This is a genomic window from Brevundimonas sp. Br13, assembly GCF_055391505.1.
On record NZ_AP044008.1, the window covers coordinates 2,003,234 to 2,024,116 of the forward strand.

The following is a 20,883-nucleotide window of genomic DNA, read 5'->3' on the forward strand; positions in this document are numbered from 1 at the left end:
GCTGAAGGCCCGCCTGCCTCAACCCACCGCCGCGTCGCCCCAGATGGCCCGCAGCTGCTGGGGCCGGCGGCAGCCCTGGCGGTAGGCTTCGTAGTGGGCGCGGTGGCGGCGGGCGTAGTCCTGGTGCTCCGCGCCGGCGGGCCAGAACCGCTGAGCCCCGACGACCGGGGTGGTGAAGCTCTTGCCCAGCACCCGCATGGCCGCATCGCGCGAAGCCACCGCCGCTGCGCGCTGATCCGCCGTGGCGAAGACGGCGGTTCGATAGGAGGGGCCTCGGTCGCAGAATTGTCCGTCCGGATCGGTCGGGTCGATCGTGCGCCAGTAGCGGTCGACCAGGGCGCGATAGCTGACCACGCGCGGATCGAAGGTCACCTGGACGGCCTCCATATGGCCGGTCCCGCCGCGCACCACCTGCTCATAGGTGGGATTGGCCCTATGGCCCCCGACGAAGCCCGACACCGCCGACCGGACGCCGGGCAGGCCGTCGAACGCCTTTTCCTCAGACCAGAAGCAGCCTCCGGCGAAGACCGCCGTCTGAAATCGAGGCGCGTCGCGGGCCTGGGCGTCGGCCGCCGCACGGGGCAGGGCGAGCAGAACGAGTCCCGCGACGATGGCTCCGACGCCGGTCGGGCGGATCTTTGATTTGAGCATGGTCGTCTCCCTGCTTGCTCTACATACGACGGACGCGCGTGAGTGGTTTCGTACGGAACGCCCCTGTGGATAAGTGTGGGGTTGACGCGAACAAGAGGTGAACATAGAACAAGACGGGAACATTATTCATTGGGGATGAACCGTAATGCCGCGTTTGATGAGAGACCTGTTGTCGTTGGCCTCGTGCGGGGGCTTCGTCTGGATGGTCTGGACCCTGGCCTTCAGCGTCACCGCCTGAAATCGGACACATCGGCCGACAGTCCGACTGTCGGTTTTCAACAGATCAAAGACTTAGGCGGAGGTTTCGGACAGATCGGACAGTTCGGACACTGTTTTTTCCCCGACTGGCCCTAGCCTCTATCCACAGCCGGGGGCCGAGATCGGCCGTCTCTGGGGCGGTTTGCGGTGTCTCCGCGCGCGACGATGTGAGACTCGGTCCAAGATGGCGTATGCGCCCCTGATCGGCGACGCGAGAGGCGGAAGGTGCAGTGAGCGAAACGGTGAACAGTCAGGGCTTCGTCCATCTGCGGGTCCGCTCGGCCTATTCCCTGCTGGAGGGCGCGATTAAGGCCGGCAAGCTGGGCAAGATGGCGGCCGAGGCGGGCATGCCGGCGGTGGCGATCACGGACCGGTCCAACCTGTTCGGCGCCCTGGAGTTCAGCCAGTCCACCAAGGACGCCGGGGTTCAGCCCATCGTCGGCTGCGCCCTTCCGGTCCTGGGGATCGGCGGTCAGCAGGCCGTGCGCTGGGCCAAGACGCCGACGGTGGTTCTGCTGGTCCAGAACGAGACGGGCTGGCGCAATCTGTGCGCCCTGTCCTCGGCGGCCTATCTGGAGGCCGGCGAGATGGCCGAGCCGGGCGTGGCCTGGAGCATGGTGGCGGCCCGCTCTGAAGGCCTGATCCTGCTGTCGGGCGGCCCCGACGGCCCGATTGATCCCCTGTTTGCCCAGGGCAAGTCCGGGGAGGGCGCCGCCGCCTTGGCGGCGATGAAGTCCGTCTTCGGCGACCGCTTCTATGTCGAGCTTCAGCGCCACGGCCTGGAGGACGAACGGCGCGCTGAGCCGGGTCTGGTCCAGTGGGCCTATGACAATGACGCGCCCCTGGTCGCCACCAACGACGTCTATTACGCCAAGGCGGCCCAGGCGAAGTCTCACGACGCCCTGTTGTGCATCGCCGACGGCGCCTTCACCGGCCAGGAGGACCGCCGCCGGATCACCGGGGAACACTGGTTCAAATCGGCTGAGGCCATGCGGGTTCTGTTCGCCGACCTGCCCGAGGCCTGCGACAACACGATCGACATCGCCCGGCGCTGCGCCTTCCTGGTCAAGACCCATGCGCCCATCCTGCCGCGCTTCGACACCGGGGCGGGGCGGTCGGAGGCCGACGAACTGGCCCACCAGGCGCGCGAGGGGTTGAAGCTCCGGCTTCAGCAAGTCCCGCCCGCCGTGCCGGAGGACGACTACTGGACCCGGCTGGAATGGGAGGTCGGCATCATCCAGCAGATGGGCTTCCCCGGCTATTTCCTGATCGTGTCGGACTTCATCAAATGGGCCAAGGAGCACGGCATCCCGGTGGGGCCGGGGCGGGGCTCCGGGGCGGGGTCGCTGGTCGCCTGGTCCCTGACCATCACCGATTTGGACCCCTTGCGGTTCGGCCTGCTGTTCGAACGGTTCCTGAACCCCGAACGGGTCTCCATGCCCGACTTCGACATCGACTTCTGCCAAGAGCGGCGCGAAGAGGTGATCGACTATGTCCAGGCCCATTACGGCAAGGACCGGGTGGCCCAGATCATCACCTTCGGCACGCTTCAGGCCCGGGCCGTGCTGCGGGACGTCGGTCGGGTGCTGCAGATGCCGTTGGGGCAGGTGGACCGGCTCTGCAAGATGGTGCCGAACAATCCGGCCAATCCCGTCACCCTGGCCCAGGCCATCGATCTGGAGCCGCGCCTAAAGGAGGCGAGGGACGCCGAACCGGCGGTTCGCACCCTGCTGGAGACGGCGCTGGAGCTGGAGGGGCTGTACCGCAACGCCTCGACCCACGCCGCCGGCATCGTCATCGGCGACCGCCCCCTGGTCGAGCTGGTGCCCCTGTACCAGGACCCCCGCTCCACCATTCCGGCCAGCCAGTTCAACATGAAGTGGGTCGAGCCGGCCGGCCTGGTCAAGTTCGACTTCCTGGGCCTGAAGACCCTGACGACCCTGGATCGGGCGCACGGCTATCTGTCCCGGCGCGGCGCCGCCCCGGTCTGGAACCAGCTGCCGCTGGACGACGCCAAGACCTATGAGCTGATGGCTTCGGGCCAGACGGTCGGCGTGTTCCAGCTGGAATCCCAGGGCATGCGCGACACCCTGCGCAAGATGCGCTGCGGCTCCATCGAGGAGATCACCGCCCTGATCTCCCTCTATCGGCCGGGGCCGATGGAGATGATCGACACCTATATCGACCGGAAGTTCGGCCGGGCCGAGGTCGACTATCTGCACCCCAGCCTGAAGGAGGTGCTGACCGAGACCTATGGCGTCATCATCTACCAGGAACAGGTGATGAAGATCGCCCAGATCCTGGCGGGCTACAGCCTGGGCGAGGCCGACCTGCTGCGTCGCGCCATGGGCAAGAAGAAGAAGGAGGAGATGGACTTCCAGCGGGCGCGCTTCATCAAGGGCGCTCTGGAAAAATCCGTCCCCGAAAGCCAGTCCGGCTCCATCTTCGACCTGGTGGCCAAGTTCGCCGGCTACGGCTTCAACAAGTCGCACGCCGCCGCCTACGCCCTGATTTCCTTCCAGACGGGCTGGCTCAAGGCCAATCATCCGGTGGAGTTCTTCGCCGCCTCGATGAGCCTGGATCTGTCGAACACCGACAAGCTGGCGGTCTTCTACCAGGACGCCAAACGGTTTGACGTGCCGGTCCTCCCGCCCGACATCAACCGCTCCTCGGCCGACTTCGACGTGGCCTGGGAGGAGGGGCAGGGGTCTGTCCTCTATGCGCTCGGCGCCATCCGCAACGTGGGGCTGGAGGCCATGCGCCACGTCATCGAGGTGCGCGAGACCGGCGGCCGCTTCGCCGACATCTTCGACTTCCTGGAGCGGGTCGATCCGCGCAGCGTCAACAAGCGGGCGCTGGAAGGCCTGGCCAAGGCCGGGGCCTTCGACAGCATCCACCCGAACCGCCGCCAGCTGGTCGAACAGGCCGACGTCCTGATGGCCTATTGCCAGAGCGTGGCGGCCGAACGCGCCTCGTCCCAGGTCAGCCTGTTCGGCGGAGACCAGGCCCATGTCGGCCGGCCCCGTCTGAAGAGCGTGGAGCCCTGGGTCGGGCCGGAGCGGCTGGATCACGAACTCTCCGCCGTCGGCTTCTATCTGTCGGGCCATCCGCTGGACGAGATGAGTTCGGCCCTGAAGCGCAAGCGCGTCACCTTCGTCGCCGAGGCCATTCCCCTGGCGGAGGGCGGCCATGAAGCCTTCCAGATGGCCGGTGTGGTGCGTCGCCGGCAAGAGCGCGCCAGCGCCCGCACCGGCGAGAAGTTCGCCTTCGTCACCTTCTCCGATCCGACGGGCGAGTTCGAATGCCTGTTCCCGCCCGAACAGCTGCGCAAATGCCGCGAGGTGCTGGAGCCCGGCGCCACCGTCATGGTGCGCGTGCGCGCCAAGGCGTCCGAGGGCGAGGTGCGGTTCTTCGGCGACGACGCCAGCCGGATGGACAATCTGCTGGATGACGCCAACATCGGCCTGCGGATCCACGTCTCGGCCCGCAGCGCCGACGCCGAGGCCCTGAAGACTCGTCTGGAGCGGGCCCGGTCCGGCGCCATCGGCAAGGGCGGGGAGATCGCCCTGGTCGCTTCGCTGGACGGTCGTCAGGAGGTCGAGATCAAACTGCCCGGCCGTTATCGTCTGGACGGCGCCCTGCGCGGCGCGCTGAAGTCCGCGCCCGGCGTCCTGATGCTGGAGGACGCCTGATGTCGGCTTGCGGTCTGATCCTCGCCCTGAGTCTGGCGGGGGGCGATCCTTCGAGCGCTCCGCCCCTCCAGCCGATCACCGCCTCAAGGAGCCAGACCATGTCCCACGCCGTCGGAACCTTCGAGGTTCAGATCACGCCGATCGCTCCAGACGCCGATGCGCCCGGCGGCGCGCCAGGCCGGATGCGTTTGGCCAAGACCTTTCACGGGGATCTGCAGGGCGAGGGCGCGGGCGAGATGCTGGGGCTGCTCAAGGACGGCTCGGGCGCCTATGTCGCCATGGAGCGGGTGTCCGGCGTTCTGGAGGGGCGACGCGGCGCCTTCGCCCTGGTCCATCGGGGCGTCATGGAGGCGGGCGCTCAGGATCTTCTGATCACCATCGTCCCCGGTTCCGGCGAAGGCGAACTGGCTGGGATTGCGGGCGTCTTTCATCTGAAGATCGAGGGCGGCGTCCACCGCTACGAGCTGGAATACAGCCTGCCCTGAGGCCGCCATATACAGCCAAGCCTATGGCGAAGCTTGTGAATTTTCGGAACCTCACAGCGGCGGGGCGGGTTTTGGCAGTCCATAGGGAGACTGTTCCATGAAAAATCTCGTTCTCGCTGGCGCCGCGTCGCTGGCTCTTCTCGCGGCCTGTAACCAAGGCGGTGACACTGCGGCCCAGAACACCGGCGAAGCCGTGAACGCCACCCAGGACGCGACGTCCGGCATGGTGGGCCAGACTTCGGCGGCCACCCTGGGCGCCAATACGGTGGACGGCTTCGTCACCAATCTGGCGGTCGGCAACATGTATGAGATCGAGGCCGCCAAGATCGCCCAGGCCAAGTCGAACAACGCCGACGTCAAGGCCCTGGCCGCCATGATCGAGAAGGATCACATGGCCGCGGGCGACAAGCTGAAATCGACGGCTGCGACGGCTGCGCCGGACGTGACCGTGCCGACCATGCTGGACCAGCGCCGCCAGGGTCTGATCGACAATCTGAACGCCGCCGCCCCGGACGACTTCAACAAGGTCTATCTGGACCAGCAGGTCGCGGCCCATAACGAAACCCTGACCCTGTTGAACGGCTTCTCCGACAACAGCGACGCCCCGGCCCTGGCCACCCTGGCGCGGGAGATGATCCCGACCATCACCACCCACCGCGACCGGGCTCAGGCCTTGGTCAACGGCATGTAAGACGGTCCTAGGATCGCAGGTGGAAGGGCGGCTCTTGACGGGGCCGCCCTTCGTCCTGTTCACGCCGCGCTTGCTATTGCGGGCCATCCCGACTACATGGCCCCCGCACTTCGCAACGCGGGCGAGGCGCGGTTCGGGGAGACATCCCGCTCCGCTCCATTCCGAGGGTCTTTCAGACCTTTAATCCCCGCGCCACGTTAGATCGGAAAAAGGACTGAACGATCATGGCTCTGCCTGAATTCTCGATGCGCACCCTGCTGGAAGCGGGCGCCCACTTCGGCCACCAGACGCACCGCTGGAACCCGAAGATGGACCGCTACATCTTCGGCTCGCGCTCGAACATCCACATCATCGACCTGTCGCAGACGATGCCGCTGTTCCACCAGGCCCTGGTGGCGGTGCGCGACGTCGCCGCCAAGGGCGGCCGCGTCCTGTTCGTCGGCACCAAGCGCCAGGCCGCCGAGCCGGTCGCCGAAGCCGCCAAGCGCTGCGCCCAATACTATATGAACAACCGCTGGCTGGGCGGCACCCTGACCAACTGGCGCACCGTCTCGGGTTCGATCGCTCGCCTGCGCGAGCTGGAAACCATCCTGGCCAACGGCGGCGAAGGCCGGGTCAAGAAGGAGCTGCTGAACCTGCAGCGCGAGAAGGACAAGCTGGAACTGTCGCTGGGCGGCATCAAGGACATGGGCTCCATTCCGGACATCATGTTCGTGATCGACACCAACAAGGAAGCGATCGCGATCCAGGAAGCCCGCAAGCTGAACATCCCGATCATCGCCATCCTGGACACCAACTCGGACCCGGACGGCATCACCTATCCGGTGCCGGGCAATGACGACGCCGCCCGCGCCATCCAGACCTACTGCGACCTGATCGCCGACGCCGTCCTGGACGGTCTGGCCGCCGGCGCCTCGGCCTCGGGCATCGACCTGGGCGCCTCGGAAGCCCCGGTCGAGCCGATGCTGCGCGAAGCCTCGGCCCCGGCCGAAGCCGAGCCCGCTCCGGCCGGTACGGAAGCGGTCGCCGAAGAGCTGCTGGCCTCGGACGACGCCTCGGCCAATACGGCGGCTCTGGACGCGGTCGAGACCGAACAGGCTGCGGGCTGAGGCCCGACGGCCTTCAAGACGAGGGCCGTGCGTTGAACTGACACACGGCCGGGCTAAGTCAGCCCGGCCGTTACCACATACGAATCCCCCAAGGAGAAGAACATGGCCGAGATCACTGCCGCCCTCGTGAAGGAACTTCGCGAGCGTTCGGGCGTCGGCATGATGGACTGCAAGAAGGCCCTGCAGGAAAATGACGGCAATATCGAAGCCGCCATCGACTGGCTGCGCGCCAAGGGCCTGTCCAAGGCCGCCAAGAAGGCTGACCGTGTCGCCGCTGAAGGTCTGGTGGCCGTGGCGTCCAAGGAAGACGGCAAGGGCGAAGTCGCCGCCGCCATCGAGTTCAATGCGGAAACCGACTTCGTCGCCCGCAACGAACTGTTCCAGAACGCCGCCAAGGCCTTCGCCCAGCTGGGCCTTGAGCACCACACGGTCGAGGCTCTGCACGGCGCCGAGCTGGAAGCCGGCAAGACGGTCCAGGACGAGGTGACCAACCTGATCGCCACCGTCGGCGAAAACATGCAGCTGCGCCGCGCGGCCCGTCTGTCCGTGTCGGAAGGCGTGGTTGCAACCTATGTCCACAACGCCGTTTCGCCGGGCGTCGGCCGTATCGGCGTTCTGGTGGCTCTGGAAGGCGAGGGCGACAAGACCGCCCTGCGCGACCTGGGCCGCAAGATCGCCATGCACGTCGCCGCCACGGCGCCGCTGTCGCTGAACACCGACGATCTGGATCCGGCCGCCATCGAAAAGGAACGCGCCGTCCTGATCGAAAAGGCCAAGGAAGAAGGTCGTCCGGAAAACATGATCGAGAAGATCGTGGAAGGTCAGATCAACAAGTTCCAGAAGGACGTGGTGCTGACCAAGCAGCCGTTCGTCATGGATCCGGACGTGACCATCGAACAGCTGGTCGCCAACTCGGCCAAGGAACTGGCCTCGTCCAACCTGCACCTGGCGGGCTTTGTCCGCCTGGCTCTGGGCGAGGGCGTGGAGAAGGTCGAAGGACCCGATTTCGCGTCGGAAGTCGCCTCCATGATGGGCGGAAACTAAGACCCTTTCCCTCATTCGTGAGGGTTTTGTATCAGAGGGGCGCGTTCGGCTTTGAAGGCCGGCGCGCCCTTCGTCTATAAGAAGTCGCCTGATTCAACGGCGCCGCAGACAACGGACCACACCGCATGCCCGACGCCCCGTCTAACTTCCGCTACAAGCGCGTCCTGCTCAAGGTGTCCGGCGAGGTGCTGATGGGCGATCAGGCGTTCGGCGTGGACATGAAGACGGTGGACACGGTCGCCAAGGCCGTGGCCCAAGTGGCGGCCGAGGGTGTGGAAATCTGTCTGGTGATCGGCGGGGGCAACATCTTCCGCGGCCTGTCCAAGGCGGCGGCGGGGATGGAGCGGGCCCAGGCCGACTATATGGGCATGTTGGCCACCATCATGAACGCCCTGGCCATGCAGTCGGCGCTGGAGAAGATCGGCGTCTCGACCCGGGTGCAGAGCGCCATTCCGATGGCCGCCATCGCCGAACCCTACATTCGCCGCCGCGCCCTGCGTCACCTGGAAAAGGGTCGGGTGGTGATCTTCGCCGCCGGGGTGGGCGCGCCCTTCTTCACCACCGATTCCGGCGCGGCCCTGCGCGCCGCCGAAATGGGCTGCGACGCCCTCTTGAAGGGCACCAGCGTGGACGGCGTCTATACGGCCGACCCCAAAAAGGACCCGACCGCGACCCGCTATGACACCCTGACCTATCAGGACGTTCTGGCCAAGGACCTGCGGGTGATGGACGCTTCCGCCATCGCCATGATGCGCGATACGGGCATTCCGATCGTCGTCTTCTCCATTCGCGAAGACGATTCCCTGCGCCGGACCCTGACGGGCGAGGGCACCTGCACGATCATCCAGGACCGCGGCTGATCGTTCGGACGACGAATAGAGACGAGAGAGACCAAGACCATGGCCAAGCCTGACGTGAAGACCTACCGCGACCGCATGGACAAGGCGGTCGCCGCCCTGAAGGAAGAGTTCAGCGGCCTGCGGACCGGACGCGCCAACGCCGGCCTCCTGGAGCCCGTGCGGGTCGAGGCCTATGGCTCGACCTCGCCGCTGACGGCCGTCGCGGCCATCAGCGTGCCCGAGCCGCGCATGATCACGGTCAATGTTTGGGACAAGGGGATGGTGGTCTCGGTCGAAAAGGCGATCCGCAACGCCAATCTGGGGCTGAACCCGATCGTCGACGGCCAGACCCTGCGTATTCCGGTCCCGCCCCTGACGGAGGAGCGCCGCAAGGATCTGGTCAAGCTGGCGGGCAAGTACGCCGAACAGCAAAAGATCGCCGTTCGCAACGTCCGCCGCGACGCCAATGACGACTTCAAGAAGGCCGAAAAGGCCGGCGAGATCAGCCAGGACGAACAGAAGAAGCTGGAGACCGACGTCCAGAAGGAGACGGATGCGGCCATCAAGCGTATCGACGAAGCCTTGAAGACCAAGGAACAAGAGATCATGCAGGTCTGACGGACAGACCGGGCCTGATGGGATCAGAAGACAGATGACGGCAGACAGCGCCGCGCCTTCAGGCTCGCGTCCTCCCGCTGGACCGCGCCATGTCGCCATCATCATGGACGGCAACGGTCGCTGGGCGAAGGCGCGCGGGCTGCCGCGCGCCGTGGGCCATCGCGAGGGCGTCCAGGCCCTGAAGCGCACCATCCAGGCGGCGCCGGATCTGGGCATTCAGTGTCTGACTGTCTTCGGCTTTTCGACCGAGAACTGGAGCCGGCCGCCCGACGAGGTCTCGGACCTGATGGGGCTGGTGCGAACCTATGTGGCCAGCGATCTGGCCCGTCTGGAAAAGGCGGGCGTGCGCCTGAGGGTTCTGGGCCGTCGCGAGGGCCTTCCGGCCGACATCGCCGCCATCATCGAAAGGGCCGAGGCCCAGACCGCGCACAATGATCGGTTCCTGCTTCAGGTCGCCTTCAACTACGGCGGCCGTGCGGACCTGATCGACGCCGCCCGTCGCCATATGCAGCGGATGCTGGCCGGCGAGACGATCGAGCCGATCGGCGAGGCCGACATCACCGACGGCCTGGCCACGGCGGGTTCGCCGCCGCTGGACCTGATCATCCGCACCTCGGGCGAGCAGCGGCTGTCGAACTTCCTGCTGTGGGAAGCCGCCTATGCCGAACTGGTGTTTCAGGACGTCCTCTGGCCCGACTATGGACCGAAGGCGCTGGAGGAGGCGGTGCTGATCTTCCGGCAGCGCGAGCGCCGCTATGGCGGTCGTGCGGTCGAGCCTGCGCGCGTGTCGGCCTGATGGCGGTCAAGGGACGCGACATCGCCTTGCGGGCCGCCTCCGCCGCCGTCCTGGCGCCGGCGGCTGTGGCCGCGACCTGGATCGGCGGCGTCTGGTTCCTGGCCCTGATCACGGCCGCGAGCGTCGTTCTGGCCTTCGAATGGGCGGCGATGAGCGCCCCGCATGCGCGACGCCTGATCGGCGGGGCCGTCAGCCTGGGCGTGGTCGCCGCAGTGGTCAGCGCCTATTTCGGCGTCATGTCGGTCGCCTTCGTGATGTTGGTGTTCGGCGCCGCCGCCGCCGGCCTCTATGCGCGCAGCCGGGGGCAACAGGCCTTGGACGCCGCCTATGGGGTCCTCTATCTGGGCTGGCCGTCGGTCCTGCTGATCTGGTTGCGGGACGTGGACGCCACGGTCGGCCTGCATTGGACCGTGCTGGTCTTCGCCGTCGCCTGGTCGGCTGACATCCTGGCCTATCTGGCCGGATCGACCTTCGGCGGGCCCAAGCTGTGGCCCCGCTTTTCGCCCAACAAGACCTGGTCCGGCTTCGTCGGGGGCATCCTGGCGGGCGCCGTCGCCGGAGCCGTCATGACGGCCTGGTTCGACATGGGGCGGTTGACCGTCTTCTGGGGCGGCGTGCTGGGTCTTGCGGCCGCCCTGGCGACCATGGCGGGCGACCTGTGGGAATCGGGCCTGAAGCGGCGCTTCGGGGTGAAGGACGCGGGCAACACCATTCCCGGCCACGGCGGCCTGCTCGATCGGGTGGACGGGCTGATGTTCGCCGTCGTGGTCGTCGCCGTCGGACGGCTGATCGTTCTGATGGTCGAACGGGGCGCGTCTTGATCCGCCGTCGCGTCTCCGTCCTGGGCTCCACCGGCTCGGTGGGTTCGTCCACCCTGGACCTGATGGAACAGGCCGAGGCGGGCGGGGCCGCCGCCTTTGAGGTCGAGGCCCTGACGGGCGGATCGAACATCGCCCGGCTGGCTGAACAGGCCCGGCGCTGGAAGCCGCGTGTGGCCGTGACCGCCGACGCCGCGCGTCTGGACGAGCTTCGCGACGCCCTGGCCGGCACGGACGTGGCGGCGGCGGCGGGAGAGGCGGCGGTCGTCGAGGCGGCAAGCCGTCCCGTCGACTGCGTCATGGCCTCCATCGTCGGGGCGGCGGGGCTGAAGTCGGCCTGGGCGGCGGCCGACACCGGCGCGACCCTGGCCCTGGCGAACAAGGAAAGCCTGGTCTGCTGCGGCGCGACCCTGATCGAGCGCGTGAACCGGGCGGGGGGACGTCTTATCCCGGTCGATTCCGAACATTCGGCCATCTTCCAGGTGTTTCCGGCCGAGGCGCCGGAGCGGGTGGCCAAGCTGGTGCTGACGGCCTCAGGCGGGCCCTTTCGCCAGACTCCGCGAGCCCAGATGATCGGGATCACGCCGGAACAGGCCGTGGCCCACCCCAACTGGAGCATGGGCGCCAAGATCTCGGTCGACAGCGCGACCATGGCCAACAAAGGGCTGGAGATGATCGAGGCGGCCTATCTGTTCGACATGCCCGCCGATCGGATCGACGTCGTGGTCCACCCCGAATCGATCATCCACAGCCTTGTGGAATATGTGGATGGTTCGACCCTGGCCCAGATGGGCCCGCCGGACATGCGCACGCCGATCGCCTGCGCCCTGGCCTGGCCCGACCGGATCGCCTGGCCCGCGCCCAAGCTGGACCTGCCCGCGCTGGGGCGGCTGACGTTCGAAGCGCCGGATCTGGCGCGTTTTCCGGCCTTGGACCTGGCCCGTCAGGCCCTGAAGGCGGGCGGGGCGGCGCCGGCGGTGTTCAACGCCGCCAATGAGATGGCGGCCTTCGCCTTTCTTGACCGCAAGCTGGCCTTTCTCAATATTGCCGCAGTCGTCGCCGAAACCCTTGAGCGTGCGATGAAAGCGGGGATGGTGTTCGGCTCTGGAGACGCCTGCAGCGCGGCCCTTTCGGTCGATGCTGAGGCGCGACGGATCGCCGGATCCATTATCGCCGGACTGGCGAACGCGGCCTGATCGGCCAGGGGAGACGATTTACGATGCTGGGCGCCCTGGGTCAGATCCTGATCTATATCGTGCCGTTCCTGCTGGTGCTGACCTTCATCGTCACCATCCATGAACTGGGCCATTTCCTGGTCGCCCGCGCCTTCGGCGTGAAGGTGGATCGGTTCGCCATCGGCTTCGGCCGGGCGATCTTCAGCCGCACCGACCGCCACGGGATCGAATGGCGGCTGGGTTGGATGCCGCTCGGCGGCTACGTCAAATTCTCCGGCGATCTGGATGCATCCAGCGTGCCCGATCAGGCTGGGCTGGCCGAACTGCGCCGACGCCTGGTCGCCCAGGGCGGTGCGGGGGCCGAACGCGACTACTTTCATTTCAAACCCGTCTGGCAGCGCGCCCTGATCGTCGTCGCCGGCCCGGCGGCCAACTTCATCCTGGCGATTTCGATCTTCACCCTGGTCTTCATGACCATCGGCACGCAGATCCGGCCGGCGCGGGTGGCCCAGATTCAGGCCGGTTCCCCCGCCGCCGCCGCCGGATTCCAGGTGGGCGACCTGATCACCGGGGTCAACGGCCGCACAGTGCGGGACGGGGGAGAGGTGACCCAGACGGTCATGCTGTCCACCGGCGACCCGGTTCGCTTCACCGTCGAGCGCGGCGCGCAGACGGTGGAACTGGTGGCGGTGCCGGAGCGCCGGGAAGAAAACGATCCGATCGCCGGCCGCATCAAGGTGGGTCGGATCGGCCTGGGGCTGGGCGCCAGCCGGGCCGATGTCCGCCATCTCCGCTATGGGCCGCTCGAGGCCGTGACCGAGGGGGTGCGTCAGACCGGCGAAATCATCGGCTCGACCCTGACCTATCTGGGGCGGCTGGTCACGGGTCGGGAGTCGGGCGATCAATTCAGCGGACCGCTGGGGATCGCCAAGGCGACCGGCGCCCTGACCACGGCGGCGGTGGAGGCCGATCCCGCGCCTCAGGCGATGGCGCTCAACCTCCTTCTCACCCTGACAAGCTTCGCCGCCATACTTTCGATCGGAATCGGATTTCTAAATCTTTTGCCCATTCCGGTTCTGGACGGCGGCCACCTGCTTTTCTACGGCTATGAAGCCGTGGCGCGGCGACCCGTGGCGGCGCGGTATCAGGAGATGGGCTATCGCGCAGGTCTTGCGCTTCTGGCGGGATTTATGTTGTTCGCGACGTGGAACGACCTACAGAAGCTCAACCTCTTCCAATTCCTCGGCGGGCTCGTCTCGTGAGCCGACGCCAGCCCCCGATGGTTTTCAGAATGAACGACATGAAATCTCGCGCCGCCGTCCGACTGAGCGCCCGATCCAGCCTCCTGGCGCTGGCCGTGGCCGCGGGCTTTTCCGCTCCCGCCCTGGCTCAGTCGGCTCCGGCGCCCGCTGCCGAGGGCGCGGCCCCGCAACAGCCGCCGCGCGTCGAGGTCGCAGCGCCCCAGGCCCTGACCGTCAATCGGATCATCGTCCAGGGCGCCCAGCGGATCGACCAGACCACGGTCTTGTCCTATCTGCCGATCCGCCCCGGCGACACCGTTGACGCCGCCGTGCTGGACGTGGCCGTGCGCACCCTGTCGCGGACCGGCCTGTTCGCCGACGTGCAGTTGGGCGTGCAGAACGGCGATCTGATCGTTCAGATCGTCGAAAACCCGATCATCAACCAGGTGGTGTTCGAGGGGAACAGCGCCGTCTCTCAGGACAAGCTGACCAAGGAGGTCACCCTCCAGCCCCGCGGCATCTACACCCGCGCCAAGGTGCAGGAGGACGTCGGCTCCATCGTCGAGCTCTACCGCCTGCAAGGCCGGATTTCGGCGACGGTGACGCCCAAGCTGGTGCAGTTGGAGCAGAACCGCGTCGATGTGATCTTTGAGATCAACGAAGGGCCGCAGACCGGCATCAGCGCCATCAATGTCCTGGGCAACAAGGCCTTTTCGGACAACGACGTCCGGGACGTCATGGTGACGGAGCGGTCGCAGTGGTGGAAGTTCTTCTCCAACAACGACAATTACGATCCCAACCGGCTGGAGTACGACCAGGAGCAGCTGCGCAAGTTCTACACCAACCGCGGCTATTACGACTTCCGCATCATTTCGTCGGTTGCGGAACTTCAGCCGGACAATCAGGCCTTCCAGATCACCCTGACGCTGAACGAAGGCGACAAGTACAACTTCGGCAAGATCGACGTGGTCACTCAGAACGACCGCCTCAACGCCCAGTTCCTGAAGGCCCTGGTGCCGATCCGCGAAGGCCAGCTGTACGAAAGCGACAAGATCGAACAGGCGGTCGACGCCTTGACCTTCGCCGCCGGCTCTGCGGGCTATGCGTTCGTCGAGATCAATCCGACGTACCGCGCCAATCCCGACACCGATACGGTCGACGTCACCTTCAACGTCTCAGAAGGCCAGCGGGTCTACATCGACCGCATCAATGTGGTCGGCAACACCCGCACCATCGATCCCGTCATCCGGCGCGAGCTGATGCTGACCGAAGGCGACGCCTTCAACCGCGCCCTGATGGAACGGTCGCGCAACAATCTGCGCGCGCTGGGCTTCTTCAAGGACGTGACGATCGAAGAGACCCGCGGCAGCGCCCCGGACCGGAGCATCGTCAACGTCAACGTCCAGGAACAGCCCACCGGCGAACTGTCGGTCGGGGCCGGCTTCAGCTCGGTCGATTCCTTTACGGTGAACCTGGGCATTTCAGAGCGGAACTTCCGCGGTCGGGGCCAGAACGTCGTCGCCCGGCTGGAGTGGGGCTCGCTGCGTCAACAGGTCGATTTCCGCTTCACCGAGCCTAAATTCCTGGGTCGCGACCTGCGCGCGGGCTGGGACCTGTTCCACTCGCGCTATGACCTCAGCGAATACTCCTCCTACGACTACCGGTCGACCGGCGGCGGCCTGCGGCTGACCTATCCGCTGAACGGCAATATGTGGCTCAGCACCCGCTACTTCCTGAAGTCCGACGAAATCATCGTCCCGACCGGCTATTGCAACACCAGCGGCAGCGGCTCGTCGGCCCTGTGCGACCAGGTCGGCAGCTACATCAACTCGTCTGCGGGCTATACGCTTCAGATGAACTACACCAACGATCCGATCCGGCCGACGCGCGGCTGGTCCGGCTCCTTGCGTCAGGACTTCGCGGGCCTGGGCGGCGACGTAAACTATGTGAAGACCGAGGCGGACGCCGCCTGGTACTACGGCATCACCCCGCGCTGGATCGTCAGCCTTCAAGGCTCCACCGGCTATGTCAGCGGCTGGAACGGCGACCCGATCCGCATCAACGATCGCTTCTTCAAGGGCGGCAACAGCTTCCGCGGCTTCGAAACCGCGGGCATGGGGCCGCGCGACCTGGACACCACCGACGCCCTGGGCGGCAACTTCTACGCCATCGGCACCGTCGAACTGACCGTGCCCAACTATCTGCCCGAACAGTACGGCATCAAGACCTCCCTGTTCGCCGATGTCGGCACCCTGGGAGTTCTGGATGACCGCTATAAGCTGACCTCGACCGGTGCGGTCGACACCACCATCGCCGACGAGCTGTCGCTGCGGGCTTCCGCCGGCGTCAGCATCCACTGGAAGTCGCCGATGGGCCCGATCCGGTTCGACATCTCAAAGGTCCTGTCCAAGGAAGACTACGACAAGACGGAATCCTTCCGCTTCTCGACCTCCACCCAATTCTAAGGAAGCGACGCAAAAAAGCGTTCGCAGAGGAATACCCATGAAAGCTCTGATCATCGCCGCCACGGCCGCCGCCTCGCTGGTCGCCACCGCCGCCTCGGCCCAGACGGCCGCGCCGGCCAACCCCGGTCCGGTCATTCCGGGCGTCTGCGTCTATTACAACGCCCGCCTGCTGGCCCAGTCGGCCGCCGGTCAGGCGGTCGAGGCCCGCATGCAGCAACTGGCCCAGGAGGTTCAGGGCGAGCTTCAGCCCTATGCCACCGCCATCCAGTCGGAAGCCCAGCAACTGCAAACCTCGGGGGCTAGCCTGCCCGCGGACCAATTGCAACAGCGCCGTCAGGCCCTGCAGCAGCGCGCCCAGGAGGCCCAACAGCTGGAAGCCACCCGCGAGAACGAGCTGCGCTACACCCTGGCCATGCAGCGCCAGGCCATCACCGAGGCTGTGTCGCCGATCCTGACCGCCCTCTATCAGGAAAAGGGCTGCGGCCTGCTGTTGGACCGCGAGAGCGTCTTCATGATGAACCCGGCCATGGACCTGACCGACGCGGCGATCCAGCGGCTGAACACGGCCCTGCCGACCCTGTCGTTCAACCGCATGCCGGTGCCGGCGCAGCAGCCGCAACAGCCGGCCGCCGCCAACTAAGGCCCTCATGCCCGATTCCCGCTTCTTCCAAACCCTTTCGCCCCTGTCCGTCGTCGAACTGGCGGCCAAGACCGGGGGTGAGGCGGTCCGGGGCGGGGACCGGATGATCGGTTCCGTCGCGCCCCTGTCCTCTGCGGACGGGGGGGCGATCGCGTTTATGGGCGACCGCAAGTTCGTGGCGGCCCTGGCGGCGACACAGGCGGGCTGCGTCATCGTGCCGGAACAGGCGGTGGGCTCGGTTCCGGCCGAGGCGGCGGTGATCGTCTCGCGCACGCCCCAGGCCTCCTGGGCCATGGCCTCGGCCCTGCTGCACCGCCCGTTGAGCCTGGACCGCGCCATCGCCCCGTCTGAGGCGTCCGAGGACGACAGCGTGGTGATCGAACCCGGCGCGGTTCTGGGCGAGGGCGTCCGCATCGGCTGCGGCACGCGCATCGGCGCCAATACGGTGATCGGCCCGGGCGTTCAGATCGGGCGCGACTGCGTGATCGGTTCGAACGTCACCGTCGGCTTCGCCCTGATCGGCGACCGTGTGAAGCTCTATGCCGGCGCGCGCATCGGCGAGGCGGGCTTCGGCGCCACCGGCACGGCGGCCGGCGCCATGGACATTCCCCAGCTGGGCCGCGTGATCTTGCAGGACGGCGTGACGGTCGGCGCCAACAGCTGCATCGACCGCGGCGCCTATGACGACACCGTCATCGGCGAGAACACCAAGATCGATAATCTGGTCATGGTGGGCCACAACTGCGTCATCGGCCGCAACAATCTGATGGCGGCCAATACGGGGATCTCCGGCTCCGTGACCAGCGGCGACAATGTCATCTTCGGCGGCAAGGCGGGGGTCGGCGACCATCTGACGATCGGCGAAGGCGCGCGGGTGGCGGCTGGGGCGGGGGTGCTGGCGGACATTCCGCCGGGCGAGACCTGGTCCGGCTATCCCGCCCGCCCGATCCGACAGTTCTTGCGTGAAACCGTCTGGCTCGCCAAACAGGCGTCTTCAAAGAAGGCCCCAAGGGAATCATAGGGATGAGTGAAGACGGCAAGATCGACTACGCCGAGGTGATGCGGCGGCTGCCGCACCGCTATCCCTTCCTGCTGGTGGACAAGGCCGAGGAGTTTGTTCCCGCGACTTCCATCGTGGGGATCAAGAACGTCACCCACAACGAGCCCTTCTTCCCCGGCCATTTCCCGATCGATCCGGTCATGCCGGGCGTGCTGATCGTTGAAGCCATGGCACAGACCGGCGCCTTGCTGATGTCCAAGACCCTGGACGTCGCCGTGGCGGACAAGGTCATCATGTTCATGTCGATCGACGGCGTGCGTTTCCGCAAGCCGGCGCGGCCCGGCGATCAGCTGCGCATGCAGGTCAAGGTGATCAAGGCGCGCGGCGACGCCTACAAGTTCCGCGGCGAAACCTTCATCGACGGCAAGCTGGCGGCCGAGGCCGAGTTCATGGCCATGGTCGTGACGGTGCCCACGCCGGCGACGGAGCCCGCCGCCTGATGGCCATCCACCCCACCGCCCTGATCGACGCCACGGCGACCCTGGCCGAAGGGGTCGAGGTCGGCCCCTGGTGCACGGTCGGACCGAATGTCTCCCTGGCCGAGGGCGTGCGACTGGTCAGCCATGTGGTGGTCCAGCAGGACACGACGGTCGGGGCTGGAACCGTGATCCATCCCTTCGCCGTCATCGGCGGCGATCCGCAGCACAACGGCTACAAGGGCGAGCCGGTGCGGCTGGAGATCGGCGAAAACAATCTGATCCGCGAGCACTGCACCTTCAACCGGGGCACGCCCCAGGGAACGGGCGTGACCGTCGTCGGCTCCAACAATCTGTTCATGACGGGCGCGCACATCGGTCACGACTGCGTGGTCGGCAGCCATCTGGTCATGGCCAACAACGCCACCCTGGGCGGTCATGCCCAAGTCGGCGACAAGGTCTTCCTGGGTGGGCTGTGCGCCGTGCACCAGAACGGGCGCGTGGGGCAGGGGGCGATCATCGGCGGTCTGGCCGCCGTCACCCGCGACGTCATCCCTTACGGTTCGGCCTGGGGCAATCATGCGCGACTGCGCGGGCTGAACCTGATCGGGCTGAAGCGCAAGGGCTACGGCAAATCCGAGATACGAAGATTGCTGGCCGCCTATCGCGACCTGTTCGAGGGCGAGGGCGAGTTCGCCGGTCGCATCGACGGCGTGGCCCAGGCCTACGCCGACCTGCCGGAGATCCTGGAGATCATCGCCTTCATCCGTGATGGCGGGCGGCGTCCGCTGTGTCTGCCGAACGCGGAATGAGCCGCTCGGGAAGGCTGGGGCTGATCGCCGGGGGCGGCGATCTGCCGGCGGCGGTGGCGGCCCGGTGCGAGGTCGAGGGACGGCCGGTCTTCATCATCCGTCTGGCGGGGTTCGCCGATCCGCATCTGAGCCGTTGGCCCAGCGCCGAGTTCGGCATGGCCCAGATCGGGGCCATATTGAAGGCTCTGAAGGCTGAAGGCTGCACCAGCGTCTGTCTTGCCGGCATCGTCAATCGACCCGATTTCAAGACCTTGAAGCCCGATCTGAAGGGCGCGTCTCTGCTGCCGGGCATCGTCGCGGCGGCGACCAAGGGCGATGACGCCCTGCTGAGGAAGATTCTGTCCATCTTCGAGGCCGAAGGATTTACGGTTGAAGGCGCAGACGACATCCTGGGCGGCGAGACCCTGGCAGGCGGAGCGCTGGGGGCGGTCGTCCCGACCTCGCAGCAGATGGACGATCTGAGAAAGGCGCTTCACGTCGCCGAAAAGTCCGGCGAACTGGATATCGGCCAGGGTGCGGTCGTCTGTGACGGCCTGGTCCTGGCGGTCGAGGCGCAGGAAGGCACCGACGCCATGTTGCGCCGCGTGGCGGACCTGCCCGCCGATCTCCGCGGCGCTCCGGCCTCGCCCAGGGGCGCCTTGGCCAAGGCGCCCAAGCCGATCCAGGACCTGCGCGTGGACATGCCGGTGATCGGACCGCGCACGGTGGAGCTGGCGGCGGCGGCAGGGCTGGCGGGGATCGCCGGCGTCGCCGGGCGGTTGATCCTGATCGACCGGTCCGCGATCGTGGCGGCGGCGGATCGGTTGGGCCTGTTCGTCTGGGGTGAAACGCGATGAGCCGTCCGTTGAAGATCATGCTGGTGGCGGCCGAGGCGTCGGGCGACGCCTTGGGCGCCGGCCTGGCGCGGGCTTTGAGAGTGCGGCTGGGTCAGGGGGTTAGCTTCGTCGGCATCGGCGGCCCGCGCATGGCGGCCGAGGGCGTCGTCAGTCCCTTCGACATCGCCGAACTGTCGATTCTGGGCTGGATCGAAGGTCTGCGCGCCTACCGGACGGTGCGCCGTCGCGTGGCGGAGACGGCTGCCCTGGCGGCGCGTGAACAGCCGGACGCGGTGGTTCTGATCGACAGCTGGGGCTTCACCATTCGGGTCGCAGAGGCGATCCGCGCCGCGCGGCCGGACGTGCCCTTGATCAAATACGTCGGGCCCCAGGTCTGGGCGTCTCGTCCTGGTCGGGCCAGGACCCTGGCGCGGGCCGTGGATCATCTGCTGGCCCTCTACAGCTTCGACGCGCCCTGGTTCGAGCGTGAAGGTCTGCCGACGACGGTGGTCGGCTCGTCCGCCCTGCACGTCGACATGGGCGGGGCCGACGGCGCCGCCTTTCGCGCCCGGCGCGGCCTCACGCCAGACGCCAAGCTGCTGCTGATCCTGCCGGGCAGCCGACCGGCTGAAATCGCGCGGATGACTCCGGTTTATGAGGCGACCGTCAAGCGGTTGAAGGCCCAGGATCCAGGCCTGGAAGTCGCGGTGGTCGCGGCGGGTACGGTGTCAAAGGACGTGGTCGGGCGCGTATCCGCCTGGCCTTTCCGCGTCCATGTCGTCGATGAGGCCGAAAAGTACGACGCCATGCGGGCGGCGACGGCGGCCCTGGCGACCAGCGGCACCGTCTCGACCGAACTGGCCCTGGCGGGGGCGCCGATGGTGATCGCCTATAAGATCGGGGGGGTAAGCTATCAGCTGATGAAGCGGCTGGTGACGGCCGAACACATCACCCTGTTCAACATCGCCGCCGGCGCACGGATCGCCCCGGAGTTCATCCAGGGCGAGGCGTCTGCGGAAAATCTGGCGGCGGCCGTCGGGCGGCTGTTGAACGATCCCGAGGCTGCGGCCGAGCAGGCAAGGCGTCAGACGGCGGCGCTGGACCTGATGGGACGGGGCGGGCCGGATCCTTCGACCCTGGCCGCCGAGGCCGTGTTGCGGGTCATCGAGGCCAAGGCGGCTGGATAGCGGCCCGATCTCTGTCTCAGACAAAGAAAACGCCGGGGCCTGCGCCCCGGCGTTCTGCATTTCAGGCCTGT

19 protein-coding genes are annotated in these 20,883 nt (G+C 66.9%); 18 read left to right on the plus strand and 1 reads right to left on the minus strand.

The window, feature by feature from the left end; all coding sequences use genetic code 11:
* Nucleotides 1-18: 18 nt before the first annotated feature.
* Nucleotides 19-651 (minus strand): peptide-methionine (S)-S-oxide reductase MsrA, encoded by a 633-nt coding sequence (msrA, locus tag ACZ5M6_RS09870; RefSeq protein WP_464158386.1) that lies wholly within the window; start codon nucleotides 649-651, stop codon nucleotides 19-21.
* Nucleotides 652-1,139: 488 nt separating this feature from the next.
* Here msrA and dnaE point away from each other — a divergent pair, with 488 nt between their 5' ends.
* The 18 genes from dnaE (at nucleotide 1,140) to lpxB (ending at nucleotide 20,812) form a co-directional block, all read left to right on the plus strand.
* Entirely contained in the window at nucleotides 1,140-4,601 is a 3,462-nt protein-coding gene (gene dnaE, locus ACZ5M6_RS09875; RefSeq protein WP_464158388.1) for a DNA polymerase III subunit alpha, read from the plus strand.
* Between the two features lie 98 nt (nucleotides 4,602-4,699).
* Nucleotides 4,700-5,086, plus strand: a complete 387-nt coding sequence (locus ACZ5M6_RS09880; RefSeq protein ID WP_054766923.1) for a DUF3224 domain-containing protein — start codon at nucleotides 4,700-4,702, stop codon at nucleotides 5,084-5,086.
* 97 nt (nucleotides 5,087-5,183) lie between these two features.
* Nucleotides 5,184-5,777 (plus strand): DUF4142 domain-containing protein, encoded by a 594-nt coding sequence (locus ACZ5M6_RS09885; protein ID WP_054765552.1) that lies wholly within the window; start codon nucleotides 5,184-5,186, stop codon nucleotides 5,775-5,777.
* Nucleotides 5,778-6,001: 224 nt separating this feature from the next.
* A complete protein-coding gene (rpsB, locus tag ACZ5M6_RS09890; protein ID WP_182714651.1) occupies nucleotides 6,002-6,886 on the plus strand; it encodes a 30S ribosomal protein S2 in 885 nt (294 codons plus the stop codon).
* A gap of 102 nt (nucleotides 6,887-6,988) precedes the next feature.
* Complete coding sequence (gene tsf, locus ACZ5M6_RS09895; protein ID WP_464158390.1) at nucleotides 6,989-7,930, plus strand: translation elongation factor Ts; 942 nt, start codon at nucleotides 6,989-6,991, stop codon at nucleotides 7,928-7,930.
* 125 nt (nucleotides 7,931-8,055) lie between these two features.
* Nucleotides 8,056-8,790 (plus strand): UMP kinase, encoded by a 735-nt coding sequence (gene pyrH, locus ACZ5M6_RS09900; protein WP_054765555.1) that lies wholly within the window; start codon nucleotides 8,056-8,058, stop codon nucleotides 8,788-8,790.
* Between the two features lie 39 nt (nucleotides 8,791-8,829).
* Nucleotides 8,830-9,387, plus strand: a complete 558-nt coding sequence (frr, locus tag ACZ5M6_RS09905) for a ribosome recycling factor (protein ID WP_464158392.1) — start codon at nucleotides 8,830-8,832, stop codon at nucleotides 9,385-9,387.
* 34 nt (nucleotides 9,388-9,421) lie between these two features.
* On the plus strand, nucleotides 9,422-10,183 hold the full coding sequence (uppS, locus tag ACZ5M6_RS09910; protein WP_054765557.1) for a polyprenyl diphosphate synthase: 762 nt from the start codon (nucleotides 9,422-9,424) through the stop codon (nucleotides 10,181-10,183).
* On the plus strand, nucleotides 10,183-11,004 hold the full coding sequence (locus ACZ5M6_RS09915; protein WP_054765558.1) for a phosphatidate cytidylyltransferase: 822 nt from the start codon (nucleotides 10,183-10,185) through the stop codon (nucleotides 11,002-11,004). Before uppS ends, ACZ5M6_RS09915 begins: the two co-directional genes overlap by 1 nt.
* Nucleotides 11,001-12,197, plus strand: coding sequence for a 1-deoxy-D-xylulose-5-phosphate reductoisomerase (gene dxr / locus ACZ5M6_RS09920; RefSeq protein WP_464158394.1), 1,197 nt, complete (start codon nucleotides 11,001-11,003; stop codon nucleotides 12,195-12,197). The genes ACZ5M6_RS09915 and dxr overlap by 4 nt, the downstream gene beginning before the upstream one ends.
* A 23-nt stretch (nucleotides 12,198-12,220) precedes the next feature.
* Nucleotides 12,221-13,438, plus strand: a complete 1,218-nt coding sequence (locus ACZ5M6_RS09925; protein ID WP_464158396.1) for a M50 family metallopeptidase — start codon at nucleotides 12,221-12,223, stop codon at nucleotides 13,436-13,438.
* 29 nt (nucleotides 13,439-13,467) lie between these two features.
* Nucleotides 13,468-15,882, plus strand: coding sequence for an outer membrane protein assembly factor BamA (gene bamA, locus ACZ5M6_RS09930; protein ID WP_228185557.1), 2,415 nt, complete (start codon nucleotides 13,468-13,470; stop codon nucleotides 15,880-15,882).
* A 37-nt stretch (nucleotides 15,883-15,919) separates the two neighbouring features.
* On the plus strand, nucleotides 15,920-16,522 hold the full coding sequence (locus ACZ5M6_RS09935) for an OmpH/Skp family outer membrane protein (RefSeq protein ID WP_054765562.1): 603 nt from the start codon (nucleotides 15,920-15,922) through the stop codon (nucleotides 16,520-16,522).
* A gap of 7 nt (nucleotides 16,523-16,529) precedes the next feature.
* Nucleotides 16,530-17,543 carry a UDP-3-O-(3-hydroxymyristoyl)glucosamine N-acyltransferase gene (gene lpxD / locus ACZ5M6_RS09940; protein WP_191555552.1) on the plus strand — a complete coding sequence of 338 codons (1,014 nt, stop codon included), beginning with the start codon at nucleotides 16,530-16,532 and terminating at the stop codon, nucleotides 17,541-17,543.
* Nucleotides 17,544-17,545: 2 nt separating this feature from the next.
* A complete protein-coding gene (gene fabZ / locus ACZ5M6_RS09945; RefSeq protein ID WP_054765564.1) occupies nucleotides 17,546-18,022 on the plus strand; it encodes a 3-hydroxyacyl-ACP dehydratase FabZ in 477 nt (158 codons plus the stop codon).
* Nucleotides 18,022-18,810 (plus strand): acyl-ACP--UDP-N-acetylglucosamine O-acyltransferase, encoded by a 789-nt coding sequence (gene lpxA / locus ACZ5M6_RS09950; RefSeq protein ID WP_464158398.1) that lies wholly within the window; start codon nucleotides 18,022-18,024, stop codon nucleotides 18,808-18,810. The genes fabZ and lpxA overlap by 1 nt, the downstream gene beginning before the upstream one ends.
* Nucleotides 18,807-19,646 (plus strand): UDP-2,3-diacylglucosamine diphosphatase, encoded by an 840-nt coding sequence (gene lpxI / locus ACZ5M6_RS09955; RefSeq protein ID WP_287396201.1) that lies wholly within the window; start codon nucleotides 18,807-18,809, stop codon nucleotides 19,644-19,646. The genes lpxA and lpxI overlap by 4 nt, the downstream gene beginning before the upstream one ends.
* Nucleotides 19,643-20,812 carry a lipid-A-disaccharide synthase gene (gene lpxB / locus ACZ5M6_RS09960; protein WP_464158399.1) on the plus strand — a complete coding sequence of 390 codons (1,170 nt, stop codon included), beginning with the start codon at nucleotides 19,643-19,645 and terminating at the stop codon, nucleotides 20,810-20,812. Before lpxI ends, lpxB begins: the two co-directional genes overlap by 4 nt.
* Nucleotides 20,813-20,883: the final 71 nt, after the last annotated feature.